The organism is Streptomyces sp. NPDC056373 (assembly GCF_042262425.1).
In the GTDB taxonomy this organism is placed as follows: Bacteria; Actinomycetota; Actinomycetes; order Streptomycetales; family Streptomycetaceae; genus Streptomyces.
Window position 1 is genome coordinate 396,566 of record NZ_JBHJPX010000009.1, and the last position, 12,920, is coordinate 409,485.

At 72.6% G+C, this 12,920-nt stretch carries 13 protein-coding genes; 6 read left to right on the top strand and 7 right to left on the bottom strand.

Going from position 1 to position 12,920, the window contains the following annotated elements:
- Window positions 1-108 precede the first annotated feature (108 nt).
- Both ACFCXS_RS21580 and ACFCXS_RS21585 read left to right on the top strand, forming a co-directional pair.
- Entirely contained in the window at window positions 109-2,352 is a 2,244-nt protein-coding gene (locus ACFCXS_RS21580) for a glycoside hydrolase family 9 protein (RefSeq protein ID WP_376644959.1), read from the top strand.
- An 88-nt stretch (window positions 2,353-2,440) separates the two neighbouring features.
- A complete protein-coding gene (locus ACFCXS_RS21585; RefSeq protein WP_376644960.1) occupies window positions 2,441-3,232 on the top strand; it encodes an alpha/beta fold hydrolase in 792 nt (263 codons plus the stop codon).
- A 111-nt stretch (window positions 3,233-3,343) separates the two neighbouring features.
- Here the strand turns inward: ACFCXS_RS21585 and ACFCXS_RS21590 are convergent, their stop codons facing one another.
- Window positions 3,344-4,276, bottom strand: coding sequence for a sigma-70 family RNA polymerase sigma factor (locus ACFCXS_RS21590; protein WP_376644961.1), 933 nt, complete (start codon window positions 4,274-4,276; stop codon window positions 3,344-3,346).
- Between the two features lie 174 nt (window positions 4,277-4,450).
- On the opposite strand from ACFCXS_RS21590, the gene ACFCXS_RS21595 reads away from it, so the two are divergent.
- The 3 genes from ACFCXS_RS21595 (at window position 4,451) to ACFCXS_RS21605 (ending at window position 7,033) form a co-directional block, all read left to right on the top strand.
- Window positions 4,451-4,696 carry a hypothetical protein gene (locus ACFCXS_RS21595; protein ID WP_030845137.1) on the top strand — a complete coding sequence of 82 codons (246 nt, stop codon included), beginning with the start codon at window positions 4,451-4,453 and terminating at the stop codon, window positions 4,694-4,696.
- A 3-nt stretch (window positions 4,697-4,699) separates the two neighbouring features.
- Window positions 4,700-5,077: a toxin Doc gene (locus ACFCXS_RS21600; RefSeq protein WP_097222448.1), complete on the top strand. Its 378-nt coding sequence runs from the start codon at window positions 4,700-4,702 to the stop codon at window positions 5,075-5,077.
- 330 nt (window positions 5,078-5,407) lie between these two features.
- Window positions 5,408-7,033: an RICIN domain-containing protein gene (locus tag ACFCXS_RS21605; protein WP_376644962.1), complete on the top strand. Its 1,626-nt coding sequence runs from the start codon at window positions 5,408-5,410 to the stop codon at window positions 7,031-7,033.
- Between the two features lie 57 nt (window positions 7,034-7,090).
- On the opposite strand, the gene ACFCXS_RS21610 is transcribed toward ACFCXS_RS21605, so the two are convergent.
- The 3 genes from ACFCXS_RS21610 to ACFCXS_RS21620 all read right to left on the bottom strand — a co-directional run bounded on the left by ACFCXS_RS21610 (window position 7,091) and on the right by ACFCXS_RS21620 (window position 9,646).
- Window positions 7,091-8,260 carry a lactate 2-monooxygenase gene (locus tag ACFCXS_RS21610; RefSeq protein ID WP_376644963.1) on the bottom strand — a complete coding sequence of 390 codons (1,170 nt, stop codon included), beginning with the start codon at window positions 8,258-8,260 and terminating at the stop codon, window positions 7,091-7,093.
- A gap of 81 nt (window positions 8,261-8,341) precedes the next feature.
- Window positions 8,342-9,037, bottom strand: a complete 696-nt coding sequence (locus tag ACFCXS_RS21615) for an alpha/beta fold hydrolase (RefSeq protein ID WP_376644964.1) — start codon at window positions 9,035-9,037, stop codon at window positions 8,342-8,344.
- A 33-nt stretch (window positions 9,038-9,070) separates the two neighbouring features.
- Window positions 9,071-9,646, bottom strand: coding sequence for a hypothetical protein (locus ACFCXS_RS21620; RefSeq protein WP_376644965.1), 576 nt, complete (start codon window positions 9,644-9,646; stop codon window positions 9,071-9,073).
- 326 nt (window positions 9,647-9,972) lie between these two features.
- Here ACFCXS_RS21620 and ACFCXS_RS21625 point away from each other — a divergent pair, with 326 nt between their 5' ends.
- Window positions 9,973-10,407: a protease inhibitor gene (locus ACFCXS_RS21625; RefSeq protein ID WP_376644966.1), complete on the top strand. Its 435-nt coding sequence runs from the start codon at window positions 9,973-9,975 to the stop codon at window positions 10,405-10,407.
- A gap of 165 nt (window positions 10,408-10,572) precedes the next feature.
- Here the strand turns inward: ACFCXS_RS21625 and ACFCXS_RS21630 are convergent, their stop codons facing one another.
- Genes ACFCXS_RS21630 through ACFCXS_RS21640 form a run of 3 tightly spaced genes read right to left on the bottom strand, consistent with a single transcriptional unit; the run spans window position 10,573 to window position 12,448 of the window.
- Window positions 10,573-10,779, bottom strand: a complete 207-nt coding sequence (locus ACFCXS_RS21630) for a CDGSH iron-sulfur domain-containing protein (protein WP_376644967.1) — start codon at window positions 10,777-10,779, stop codon at window positions 10,573-10,575.
- The gene (locus ACFCXS_RS21635) at window positions 10,760-11,416 is read right to left on the bottom strand and encodes a HemK2/MTQ2 family protein methyltransferase (RefSeq protein WP_376644968.1); all 657 of its coding nucleotides are present in this window, start codon (window positions 11,414-11,416) and stop codon (window positions 10,760-10,762) included. Before ACFCXS_RS21635 ends, ACFCXS_RS21630 begins: the two co-directional genes overlap by 20 nt.
- A gap of 21 nt (window positions 11,417-11,437) precedes the next feature.
- Complete coding sequence (locus ACFCXS_RS21640; protein ID WP_376644969.1) at window positions 11,438-12,448, bottom strand: iron-containing redox enzyme family protein; 1,011 nt, start codon at window positions 12,446-12,448, stop codon at window positions 11,438-11,440.
- Between the last annotated feature and the right edge of the window lie 472 nt (window positions 12,449-12,920).

The following is a 12,920-nucleotide window of genomic DNA, read 5'->3' on the forward strand; positions in this document are numbered from 1 at the left end:
GTCCGGACCGTTGACGGGGTGTCACATCTGCCACAACCATGGCCTGCGTCCGCATCTGGGAGCGCTCCCACGCCGAGCGCCACCCGCACCTCCCGGAGGAGCCCAGACGTGAAACGACGCAGAACCGCCCTGCTGTCCCTGACCGCCCTGCTGGCGACCGCGCTCACCGCGCTGCCGTCGGCGCCCGCCGGGGCCGACGAGGTCGAGCAGGTCGAGAACGGCACCTTCGACACCGGCACCGCACCCTGGTGGACGACCGCCAACGTCACCGCGGGCGTCTTCGACGGCCGGCTCTGTGCCGACGTCCCCGGCGGCACCACCAACCGCTGGGACGCCGCCGTCGGGCAGAACGACATCACCCTCGTGAAGGGGGAGTCGTACCGCTTCTCCTTCAGCGCGACCGGGACGCCCGCCGGGCACGTGGTGCGGGCGATCGTGGGCCTGTCGGTGTCGCCGTACGACACCTACCACGAGGTGTCGCCGCAGCTCAGCGTCTCGGGCGACACCTACTCCTACACCTTCACCTCGCCCGTCGACACCGCGCAGGGCCAGGTCGGCTTCCAGCTCGGCGGCAGCGCGGACCCCTGGCGCTTCTGCATGGACGACGTCTCGCTGCTCGGCGGGGTGGTGCCGGACCCGTACGAGCCCGACACCGGTCCCCGGGTCCGCGTCAACCAGGTCGGCTACCTGCCGGCCGGGCCGAAGAACGCCACGCTGGTCACCGACGCCACGGCGAAGCTGCCCTGGCAGCTCAGGAACGCCGGCGGGAAGGTGGTCGCCCGGGGCACGACCCTGCCGCGTGGCGTCGACGCCTCCTCCGGGCAGAACGTCCACTCGATCGACTTCGGTGCCTACCGGACGAAGGGCTCTGGCCTCACGCTCGTGGCCGACGGAGAGACCAGCCGCCCCTTCGACATCGACGCGAGCGCCTACGAAAGGCTCCGCCTCGACTCGGCGAAGTACTACTACACCCAGCGCAGCGGCATCGCGATACGCGACGACCTGCGGCCCGGCTACGGCCGCCCGGCCGGGCACGTGGGCGTGGCCCCCAACCAGGGCGACACCGCCGTGCCCTGCCAGCCGGGCGTGTGCGACTACACCCTCGACGTCAGCGGCGGCTGGTACGACGCCGGCGACCACGGCAAGTACGTCGTCAACGGCGGCATCTCCACCTGGGAACTGCTCAGCACCTGGGAGCGCGCCCGGCACGCCCGCACCGGGCGGGCGGACAAGCTCCGGGACGGCACGCTCGCCATCCCCGAGAGCGGCAACAAGGTCCCGGACCTCCTCGACGAGGCACGCTGGGAACTGGAGTTCCTGCTGAAGATGCAGGTGCCCGACGGCAAGCCGCTGGCCGGCATGGCCCACCACAAGATGCACGACGAGCAGTGGACCGGCCTGCCGCTGATGCCGGGCGACGACCCGCAGAAGCGCGAACTGCACCCGCCGTCCACCGCCGCCACCCTCAACCTGGCCGCCACGGCCGCACAGGCCGCCCGCCTCTACCGGCCCTACGACCGGGCGTTCGCCGGCAAGGCCCTGGCCGCCGCCCGCAAGGCCTGGTCGGCGGCGCTCGCCCATCCCGACCGGCTCGCCCCGGAGAGCGACGGCATCGGCGGCGGCGCCTACCCCGACAGCGACGTCTCCGACGACTTCTACTGGGCGGCGGCCGAGCTGTACCTGTCCACCGGGGAGAAGCGGTACGAGGAGTACGTCCTGAAGTCCCCGGTCCACGCGGCCGACCTCTTCACGCCGCTCGGCTTCGACTGGGCCCGCACCGGCGCGGCGGGGCGGCTCGACCTGGCGACCGTGCCGAACAGGCTGCCCGGCCGGGACGCGGTGCGCCGGTCCGTCGTCAAGGGCGCCGACCGCTACCTGGCCACCCTCGGGGCACACCCCTACGGCATGCCGTACGCACCCGGCAGCGGCACCTACGACTGGGGCTCGAGCCACCAGGTCCTCAACAACGCCGTCGTCCTCGCCACCGCGTACGACATCACCGGCGCCTCGAAGTACCGGGACGGCGCGCTGCAGAGCATGGACTACATCCTGGGCCGCAACGCGCTGAACATCTCCTACGTCACCGGCTACGGCGAGGTCAGCGCGCACAACCAGCACAGCCGCTGGTACGCCCACCAGCTGGACCCCGCCCAGCCCAACCCGCCGAAGGGCACCCTCGCGGGCGGGCCGAACTCGAGCATCCAGGACCCCTACGCACAGAGCAAACTCCAGGGCTGCGTCGGCCAGTTCTGCTACATCGACGACATCCAGTCCTGGTCGACCAACGAGCACACGATCAACTGGAACGCCGCCCTGACCCGCATGGCCTCCTTCGTGGCGGACCAGGCGTAGGGACCGGCGCAGGGACCGGGCAGCGGTGCCACGGGCCGGGGGAGTCCGCCGGGAGGACGCCTCCGGCCCGCGCGCGTAGCCTGGTGTCATGCCAGCGGTGCGGGTCGACGGCATCGAGGTCGCGTACGACCGGGTGGGCCAGGGCCCGCCCCTCGTGCTCGCGCACGGCGCCACCGCGGACGCCCGGCTGTTCCGCCCCCAGACCGAGGACCTGGCCGACGAGTTCACCGTCGTCGCCTGGGACGAGCCGGGGGCGGGCCGCTCCTCCGACGTCCCCGGCGACTTCACCCTGGCCGACTACGCCCGCTGTCTGGCGGCCGTCGTCGAGGACGTGGACCTCGGCCCCGCCCACGTACTCGGTGCGTCCTGGGGCGGGACCGTCGTGCTGGAGCTCTACCGACACCACGCCGAAGTCGTCCGGACGCTGCTGCTCGTCGACACCTACGCGGGCTGGAAGGGCTCGCTGCCGGCGGCGGAGGTGCGGTCCCGGGCGGAGGGAGCGGAGCGGATGCTCGCGGTCCCGGCCGAGGCCTTCGCGCCGACCGTGCCGGGTCTGTTCGCCGGGCAGCCACCCGCCGAAGCCGTACGCCTGCTGTCCGTGATGTCGGCCGACACCCGGCCCCGGAGCATGCGGACCGAGCTCACCGTCATGGTCGAGGCCGATCAGCGGGACCTGCTGCCGCGGATCGCGGTACCCACGCTCCTGCTGTGGGGCGAGCTCGACACCCGCTCACCCGTGGAGCCCGTGGCCCACCAGTTCCTCGAAGCGATCCCGCGGGCCACGCTGGTCGTGCTCCCGGGCGTCGGGCACCTCAGCAACATCGAGGCGCCGGAGCCGTTCAACCGGACCGTCCGGGAGTTCTGCCGCGCCCACTCCTGACCGGCCGCGCGGCCCCGGCACCCGTGCCGGCGGCCGGGCCCGCGGCGGATGCGGCGGTCGCCCGCGGGCCCGGGCGACGCGGACGGCACCCGGACACCTCCGCCCGGCGCTTCACTCGGCCGCCCTCGGCAGATGGGCGAGCTTGTCGGGGTTGGCCACGACGTAGATGCCGCGCACCCGGTCGCCCTGCGGGGTGAGGTCCAGGACCAGGACGGCGAAGGGCGCGTCACCGTCGAACAGCACCGCCGCGTCGTCGCCGTTGACGCGCCGGTGGCGCCAGACCGGGTGGTCGGGGCCGCCCCGCCCGGCGGTGAGCAGACGGGCCACCTTGTCCCGGCCGTGCACCGGGCGCAGACCGGCCCGCCGGCGCTTGCCGCCCGCGTCGGTCCACGCCGTGACGTCCGGCGCGAGCACCTCCATCAGCTCGGCGATGTCCCCGCCGAGCGCCGCCCGCACGAACCGCTCGGTCGCCTCCCGCCGCACTCGCGGATGCGCCTCGTACCGCGGCCGTCGCGCGTGCACGTGCTCCCGGGCCCGGTGCGCCAACTGGCGTACGGCGGCGGGGGAGCGGTCGATGATCTCCGCGATCTCGGCGTGCGGGTATCCGAACACCTCGCCCAGCACGAACACGGCCCGCTCCAGAGGTGTCAGCGACTCCAGGACCACCAGCATCGCCAGCGACACCGACTCGGAACGCAGGGCCGGGGCCTCGGCGGTCTCGGTGCCCTCCGGGGCGACCAGCGGCTCGGGCAGCCACGGACCGACGTACGTCTCCCGCCGGCGGCTGATCACGGCGCGGCGGCGCAGCGCGTGGTTGACGGCCACCCGGACGAGATAGGCGCGGGGGTTGCCGACTCCGGTCAAGGGGGCGCCCCCGCCGCGGGCCGTCCAGGACAGCCATGTCTCCTGCAGGACGTCCTCGGTGTCCGCGACACTGCCGAGGATGTTGTAGACGACGCCGAACAGCAGCTCGCGGTGGTCGACGAACACCCCGGTCGCCGCGTCCAGCGGGGCGTCGGTGCGGGGTACGGACATCTGGGTCATGTGCGGGCCTCCCGTGGGTGTGCTCACCCCTTCGAGCCGGACAGGGCCCCGGAATGTGACATCCGAGGGCCCATTGTGACCCACATCTCAGGCCGCCCCCTTCCCGGTACCTTCCGAATGCCCTCCTGACCTGGGGGTATTTACGGGTCAGTACCCGAGCGGTACCGTGATGGCATGCCAGCTCTCAACGTGGAGTTCAGCGACCGCGAACTTGAGGACCTCAGGCAGATCGCCAAGGAGCGCGGTACGTCGATGAAGGCGCTCGTGCGGGAAGCGGCCGCGGCCGACATAGCCCGTCACCGGGCCCTGCAGGAGGGCGCGGAAGCCTTCCGCCGGTTCTTCGCCACCCACGCCGACGAGTTCGCCGCCGCGTTCCCCGACGACGAACCGCCCGCCAAGGGCGAAGGGCGGGCCGCCTGACCCATGGCGCCCGTGATCCATATCGACGTGCCCTGGCTGCTGCAGCGCCATGAAGAGGTCCTGCCGGACCAGCCCACCGTCAACGACTTCTCCGCACTGGTCGCAGCCGTCGCCCGGCACCGCGTCGACCCGCCGCGCCTCGGGGTGAATTCCGACCCGGCCTGGCGGGCCGCCGCGCTGCTGCACACCATCACCGTGCTCCGGCCGCTGCCCTCGGCCAACGCCCGCTTCGCCTGCGCGACCGCCGTGGCGTACATGTTCGTCAGCGGCGTCGGTATCGACCCGCCCTACGGTGCCCTCGTCGACCTCGCGCGCGACCTGCTGTCCGGCGCCACCGACGTCTACGGCGCGGCGGACCGGCTGCGCTCCTGGCAGATCTGAGGAAGCGGGCCCGGTGCCCGATTCACACAGGCCGCAGGGAAATGTCGAAAACGGGTGCGAGCCACGCGCATCCGTTCCCCGTTTCTGACTTTCTGTCAATGGTGGGGATGTTGTCCGGGCGCCTTGTTGGCCGTGTGGGGGTTGTGCAAGAGTGAAACACGCGTGCGGGGGGAATGGCCGGGTGTCGCACGTGATTTGTGGACCACGTCCGATTCGCCATCGGTGAATTCTCACCTCCCGCGCTGCGCCAAAAGAGGTACGCACCAACCGGGCCTCCTTTTTCGGCGACAGAACTTCTGTGCGTCACATGCGTGGGAAGGAACCATCTCAGTGCCCACCCCCCACCCCCCTCGTCCTCCGTATCCCCCGCCCGGCGGGGATCCGGGGGAATCCGATGAATCACTCGCCGCCCCTCTGAGAGGCAGTCCGGAGGGGCAGGTCGCCGCTCATTCGGTGGCACTGCTGATGGCGCGGCACTACCAGCCGGTGCACGACTACGCGGTCATCTGTCTCGCCTCGTCGGCGCAGGTCGCCGCGATGGTGACCGGAACCGCCTTCCACCGGACGCTCAACCGCCTCGCTTTCGGCGAGTCGGCCGTCGCGCTGCGCCCGGCCCTCCTGGTGACCGTGCGCGACACGATCCGCGAGTGGTCCGCCGATGATCGAATATCGGCCGTTCTGCCCGCCTTGCAGAAACCGGCCGGAGGGCGCGGGCTGCGCGCGGCGACGTCCATGACGCCCGAAAATCGAACCCTCGCGGAGCGGGCATTCCAGGCACTTCCCGCGGACTCGCGCTGTTTGCTCTGGCACGTCGAGGTCGAGGCAGATCCTTTAAGCGTCCCGGCCGGACTCCTGGGCCTGGACACCGACATCGCGTCGGCATCCCTCGAACAGGCGCGGGACACATTTCGTCAAGGTTGTGTACAAGCCCATCGCGAACTTGCACCGACCCATGATTGCCGGTTCTACAACCGCCTCCTCGACGTCCCGATACGCCGGGGCGGCGCACTGCTGCCCGACGTCCAGCAGCATCTCGACGAGTGCCGCTACTGCCGGAACGCCGCGGAACAACTGAGCCATTTCGAGGGCCCGCTGGGGCCGTTGATCGCCGAGGCGGTGCTCGGCTGGGGCGCCCGCCGCTACCTCGACTCCCGCCCCGGACGCGCCTCGCACGGCGCACGCGGCGCCCGCACCGACCGGCGGGGCGGCGGACGCCGGGGCGGCGGACGGCACGGGCTGCTGTCCCGGCTCCCCGTGCCCGCCCGGCGGGTTCCGCAGGCGCTGCGCTCCTCGCGGGCACTGCTCTCGGGCGTCGGCGCGGTCTCGGCCGGGGTGCTGGCGACGGTGCTCATCCTCAGCGCGTCGTCCTACGACGGCGGGGAGGCCGACCCGGCGGGCTCCGACAGCGCCGCCGGCGGCAAGGGCTCGGCGTCGGTGACGCCACCCGGCGCCGCCGGGCTTCCCGCGTCCCAGGGTGTGACGCGGCTGCGCAACGTCGGTGCCGGTCTGTGCCTCGACATCCGCGACCTGCCCGAGGAGGGCTCCGGCACGAAACTGGCGGAGTGCTCGACGGTGTGGACCCAGCAGTGGACGTACGAGGACGACGGGTTGCTGCGCAGCGTCGCCGACCCAGGGCTGTGCCTGGACTCCCACAAGGACGCCGGTGTCGTCGTCCTCGGCACCTGTGCCGACGAGGACGCCGAGCGGGGCGAGGACGTGCGCTACGACCTCACCGTGCAGGGGGAGTTGCTGCCCCGCTGGGACGAGCAGCTGGCCCTCTCCCCGGCCGACGACGACCCGGACGCCGACATCGTCGTCAAGGTCCGCGACCGCTCCTCCGACGCGCAGCGGTGGCAGGCCGAGCCCTTGCCGACGACGTCCGGTTCCCTGTCGATCGAGGAGCAGGACGACCCGGCGGCCCGCCAGGTGAGGCTGACCGACGGCCGGACCGCGTGACGAAGGGCCCCGGGCCCGAGCGGGACTGCGCGGCGAACGCGCCGCGCAGCCCCACCCTCACACCGGATCCTCGACGAGGTCGGCCGGGCCGATCGTGCCCGGCGTCGCATGCCCCGACAGGGCGAGCGTCAGGTCGAGTTCGGCGAGCAGGCAGCGGATGACGTGCTCGACGCCGGACCGGCCGTCGAGGCCGAGGCCGTAGACGTACGGGCGGCCGACGAGGACCGCGCGGGCGCCGAGGGCGAGCGCCTTGAAGATGTCGTCGCCGGTGCGGACGCCGCTGTCGAAGAGGACGGTGAGCCGGTCGCCCACCGCCTCAGCCACGCGGGGAAGCGCGTCGGCCGCCGCGACAGCGCCGGCCACCTGACGGCCGCCGTGGTTGGAGACGACCACACCGTCCACGCCCGCGTCGGCGGCCAGGTGCGCGTCGTCCGGGTGCAGGACGCCCTTGAGGACGATCGGACCGTCCCAGTTCTCCCGCAGGAACGCCAGGTCGGGCCAGCTCTTGGCCGGGTCGGAGAACATCCCGACGAAGTGCATCACGGCCGCGTCGGGATCCTCGTGCACCGGCTTGGCAAGGCCCGCCCGGAACGCCGGGTCCGAGAAATAGTTGGCGGTGCCCACACCGTGCAGGAAGGGCAGATAGGCCTGGTCGAGGTCGCGCGGCCGCCACGAGAGCAACGGCGTGTCCAGCGTGACGACCAGCGCGGTGAACCCGGCCGCCTTCGCCCGGCCCAGGAAGCTGCGGGCCACCTCCGGGTCCTTCGGCCAGTACAGCTGGAACCAGCGCTCGGCGTCCCCCATCGCCTCGGCGACCTGCTCCATGGGCGTGCTGGAGGCGGACGACAGGATGTACGGCACGCCCTGCGCTGCGGCGGCCCGGGCCGCGGCACACTCGGCGTCCGGGTGCATGATCGACAGCACACCTACCGGGGCCAGCGCGAGCGGGGCCGGGAGGGCACGGCCCAGTACGTCGACCGACACATCCCGCTCGTGCACGTCCCGCAGCATGCGCGGCACGATCCTGCGGCGCTCCAGAGCCGCGCGGTTGGCGCGGGCCGTACTGCCGTTGCCCGCGCTGCCTGCCACGTAACCGACCGGGCCGGGCCCGAGCCGCTGCTCGGTGAGCTCCTCCAGCCGGGTCAGATCGGTGGGCAGCCGCGGTACGGCGCCCGTCATCCCGTTCAGATAGATCTCGTACTGGAAGTCCGCCCAGTGCTTGCCCACCGTACGCCCCGCCTCTCGTCGTCTCCTCGTCGAGACCGTGCCGTACGGGCGACGATACCGAGCGGTATGCGCTCCGGTGGATCAGGGGCGGGCGGCTGCCTCGTGCAGTGCGCGGGCCAGCGCGCGCGGCTGCGAGAACATCGGCCAGTGCCCGGTGTCCAGCGTCACCAGCTCCCAGCTGTCGCTCTTCAGGAGCGCGGCAACGGCCGGCATCGGCTCTTCCCCGTCGAGGAGACACTTCACGTACGTGGCCGGGAGCGCGTCGAGCGGGCGGTCGAGGACGGCCGGTTCGGTGAGGGTGATGCCCGGGTGCGGGGTCGCGCCCACGATCCGGGCGACCTGCTCGTCCGTCAGCCCCTGCCCCGCGTAGTCCTCGGGGCCGAGCGGCGGCCAGTAGCCGCCCTGCGCGTCGATGGTCCGCCGTACGTGCTCGCTGGGCCAGCCCGACAGGAACGACTCCCCGTCCACCGGCACGTTCGCGTCGACGAACACCACGCGCCGCAGCCGGTCGCCGATGCGCTCGGCGGCCTGCCCGACCGGAACACCCGCGTAGCTGTGCCCGACCAGGACGACGTCCCGCAGGCCGAGCCGCTCCACCTCCTCGACGATGTCCCGGACGTGCGTCCGCTGCCCGGCCGGCTGTGTGTCCCGTCTCTCCGCGAGGCCCGACAGCGTCAGCGCATGGACGTCATGTCCGGCGCCGCGCAGCTCGGCGGCCACCTCGTCCCATGCCCACGCCCCGAGCCATGTCCCCGCCACCAATACGAAGTCGGTCATGCGGGCAACGTAGCCGAGGGGTCTGACAGCGGCTCACTCCTCCTCGTCCGCGCCCGAGTCCTCGTCCGCGCGCGGTGCCGGATCCGGCGTGATGTCCGGCCCCTGGGACCGGACGCGCCGCACGTGGTCGAGTGACTCGCGCAACTCTGCCAGCCAGTCGTCCGTATGACGCTGCACCAGGCGCACGCACCAGGCCAGCGCTTCGCTGCGGCTGCGGGCGACACCGCCGGCGATCAGGGTGTCGAGCACCTGGCGTTCCGGCTGGCGCAGCCGCGTCATGACCGGCGCGGCCACGTGCGTGAAGAGCGTCCGCCGTCCGCCGCACTCCACGCCCCAGGACACCTTGCGGCCGAAGCGGTGCTCGGCCTCCCGGGCCACGGCCATCCGGTCCTCGCGGGTGCGCTCCCGGAATTCCTGAGCCCGGCTCTCCAGGGCCGCGTCCCGTTCGCCGGCCGGGGCGCCCTCGGCCAGCCGCGGTGCAGGGATGCGGCCGATGACGGTGATCTCCTCGCGGTCGACCGTGATCTCGGTCAGCTCCTCGAAGAGGTCGTCGGGCAGGCGGCCGGCGAACCAGCCGCTGAGCTTCTCTCTCTGCTCGCTCGTAATCATGTAATGACGATTACTCGGCCGGTTCATGAACACAAGGGGTCACGAAGCAGTCGGCCGAGAGCGGAATCGGAATGTTTCAGGCCTATTAACGAACACATGGAAATCGGCCATCTGGCCGCTTCGCACCCCCGGGAACCGCGGAGTTACGGGCTTCACTCGTGTGGATTCTGTGACTTCACGCCACTGATTCAACACGCAAGGTTACTGAAACCCGTGGGGTCGATGTGTGTTTCCGCGGCGGACTCGGCAGACTCGCGCTCGCCGCTCCGGGCACCGACCGAGCACGGAACGGCACACCCTGTAATCGATGCGGAAGGAAGCACACAATGCGGACCACCGCGCGCTGGGCCATGACCATCGGCATGACGGCCACCGCCGTCTGCGGACCCCTCTCCGGGGCCGCGCTCGCCTCTCCGGGTCAGGCCCCCACCGCGCTCTACGCCCCGTCGGCCCTCGTCCTCACGGTGGGCCACGGCGAGAGCGCGATCGCAGCGACTCCGGAACGCGCGGTCACCCTGACCTGTGCCCCGACGGCCGCCGGCACGCACCCGGCGGCCGGGGCGGCCTGTGCGGAACTGCGCGGGGTGGGCGGCGACTTCGACGCCCTGACCGCGAGGGACGGCGTCATGTGCACCAAGCAGTACGACCCCGTCGTCGTCACCGTCGACGGCGTGTGGCAGGGCAAGCGCGTCTCCTACGAGCGCACCTTCTCCAACGACTGCATGAAGAACGCCTACGGGACGGGCGTCTTCTCCTTCTGAGAAGGCTGAACCCACAGACCGGGATCGCACTGGAACCGTGAAGCGCAGCGGGCCGTGGCTGGGGAGCCGGGCCGTTGTCACGCGGAGTCGCGATCTCGCGCAAGGGGGCCGGCGGGCAGTGTGGGGCTGCCCGCCGGCCCCCGAACCCTTTCGGCGATCCGGGCCTTACGCCCGGTCGCGGTGGCTCGTGTCGCACCACGGGTAGCGGCGGCTGCGGCGGCACGTGCACAGGGCCACGCGGAAGCGGTCGGAGGAGACGACGGAGCCGTCCTCCAGCTCCACCTCCACCGGGCCCTCCATCAGCACAGGGCCCTTGCGCTGGACGGTGACGCGGCGCGGCGAGGCGGGCCGGTCAGACGGGGAGTTCGGCACGGACGACCACCAGCTCTTCCTTGTCATCGGCGGCGGGCAGCAGCCCCCGCTCCCGCAGCCAGCGCTCCCGGCCGCGCACCACGGGCCCGAGCGCGATCCGGTGCCGACGGGTCACCGCGGCCTTCAGACCGGCCGTGCGCAACCGCCCGACGGTCAGGTCCGGGCCGCTGAGCGCCGACTGCACGAGCAGCAGCACCCCGCCCGGCCGCAGCAGACCGGGCACCTCCCCGCAGATACGGTCGACGACCAGGCGCCCGTCGGCGCCCGCGTCCCAGGCCCGGGCCGCGCCTCGCGGCGATCTGTGATGGCCGTCCGGCGCCGGCACGTACGGCGGGTTGGCCAGGATCAGGTCGAAGTTCTCTCCGCGCACGGGGCCGAAGAGGTTTCCGCGCCGGATGCGGACCGGGAGCCCCGCGATCCGGGCGTTCAGGCGCGCGGCCCACACGGCGCTCCAGGACACGTCCACGGCGGTCACACGGTTGCCCCGGCGTGCGGCCTCCAGAGCCAGGGCTCCGCTGCCGGTGCCCACGTCGAGGACTTCCGCGCCCGGCGGCAGCGGCTCGTCGGACAGGGCACCGGCCAGCAGCTCGGTGTCCTCCTGCGGGGCGTACACGCCCGGGGGTACCAGTGCAATCACGGACGCCGAGTACCCCGGGCATCACGAGATATGAGCTCTTTCCTGGGCAAGAGGTGCATGCAGTGACGAACGGGAAGCACGCCAGTCGGTGAGCAGCCGGGTGCCGAAGCGTTCCTCGACGAACTCGGTGGCGTCGATGCCGAAGGCGATGTCCGCGGCGAGGTACGGCTCGCACTCGAGCAGTCCGCCGATGACGTCGTGGCGCACCACCTGCTCGTGGACCGCGTCCGCCTCGACGTGCTCGTCGTAGAAGTGCTCGGCGGCGGGCCCCGCGCCGGTGCGGCGCATCGCCTCGGCGAGTCGCCGCGACCCAGGTGACGAGGTGATCTCGACCGTCGCGAAATGACCGACCAGCGCACCCCTGAGAGCCCGGTGCAGCCCGAAGAGGGACATCATGTTCACGGTGACCAGGGCCTCGGCGGACGCCGCGTCGAGGTAGCGGCCGTACGCCGTGTCCAGGCCCAGGTCCGCCATCAGGCCGGCGAACAGGCGGGCGTGGACACGCTCCGCCCGGCCGCCGCCCCACTCGTCGAACTCCACCGCCGCCATCGCCGCCTTCGCCCGGCCCGACAGCCGCGGCAGGACCCAGGCGTGCGGGTCCGCTTCCTTGAGGTGGTACAGGGAGCGCTGGGCGGCGTACTCGCGCACCTGCCACAGTTCACCCTCGTCACGCAGGAAGTGGCTGACGCCGGTGCCCTCGACGGGCTCCACCAGCAGACCGGCCAGTGCCTCGTCCACACTGTCGTGGACGTGTGCGTCGGTGCGCAGCGCCGACAGGAAGCGGTGCTCCATGGCCGCGCGGACGCGCAGCAGGTCGGGGTCCCACTCGCGCTCCGGGGGAACGTCCGCGAAGCCGCGGTAGTGCAGCTCGTAGCACAGGTACAGGGCGAGCTGGAGGTCGTCGCCGTACACCTCGGCGCGGGCGATCTCCTCAAGGCGGGGCAGGTGGCGGCCCACGCCCCGCAGATACGCGTCGACACCGCTGCTCAGCGGTCCGCGCGGGGTGGGCAGTCGTGGTCCTTCGTGCTCCATGCGCGCCGGGTACCCACCCGGCGACCGGGGTCAACCCGCGCAGTGGACCCGCCCGGGCGGGAGCGATGGACAAGGTCACGGACGGCCCGGGCAGACCGGGCGGTCCGTGACGGCGAATCTGCCCGGCGCGGGCCGCTGCGGGTGCGGGCTCGGGTGGTCCGGGTTGGGGTGGTGTGCGGGTGGTGCGGGCCGAGGGTGGTGCGGGTGGTGCGGGTGGTGCGGCCGCGGCGGGTGCGGGTGGTGCGTTTTGGCGTGGTGCGGGCCGCGGCGGGTGCGGATGCGGGTAGTGCCGGCCACGGCGGTGGCGGGCCGCGGCGGGTGCGGGCGCTGGTGGTGCCGGCCATGGCGGTGCGGGCGCGGGTGTGCGGGCGCTGGTGGCGGGGGCGTCGGCCGTGCGGGGCCGGGTCGTGCGGGGCCATTCGTGCTGGGCCGGTCGTGCCGGGCCGGTCGTGCGGGGTCATCCGTGCGCGAC

What these genes read in the sequence shown, in the direction of transcription:
- ACFCXS_RS21585 (WP_376644960.1), top strand. Translation starts at nt 2,441, where the DNA reads ATGCCAGCGGTGCGGGTCGACGGCATCGAGGTCGCGTACGACCGGGTG.
- ACFCXS_RS21590 (WP_376644961.1), bottom strand. Translation starts at nt 4,276, where the DNA reads ATGACCCAGATGTCCGTACCCCGCACCGACGCCCCGCTGGACGCGGCG.
- ACFCXS_RS21595 (WP_030845137.1), top strand. Translation starts at nt 4,451, where the DNA reads ATGCCAGCTCTCAACGTGGAGTTCAGCGACCGCGAACTTGAGGACCTC.
- ACFCXS_RS21600 (WP_097222448.1), top strand. Translation starts at nt 4,700, where the DNA reads ATGGCGCCCGTGATCCATATCGACGTGCCCTGGCTGCTGCAGCGCCAT.
- ACFCXS_RS21615 (WP_376644964.1), bottom strand. Translation starts at nt 9,037, where the DNA reads ATGACCGACTTCGTATTGGTGGCGGGGACATGGCTCGGGGCGTGGGCA.
- ACFCXS_RS21620 (WP_376644965.1), bottom strand. Translation starts at nt 9,646, where the DNA reads ATGATTACGAGCGAGCAGAGAGAGAAGCTCAGCGGCTGGTTCGCCGGC.
- ACFCXS_RS21625 (WP_376644966.1), top strand. Translation starts at nt 9,973, where the DNA reads ATGCGGACCACCGCGCGCTGGGCCATGACCATCGGCATGACGGCCACC.
- ACFCXS_RS21640 (WP_376644969.1), bottom strand. Translation starts at nt 12,448, where the DNA reads ATGGAGCACGAAGGACCACGACTGCCCACCCCGCGCGGACCGCTGAGC.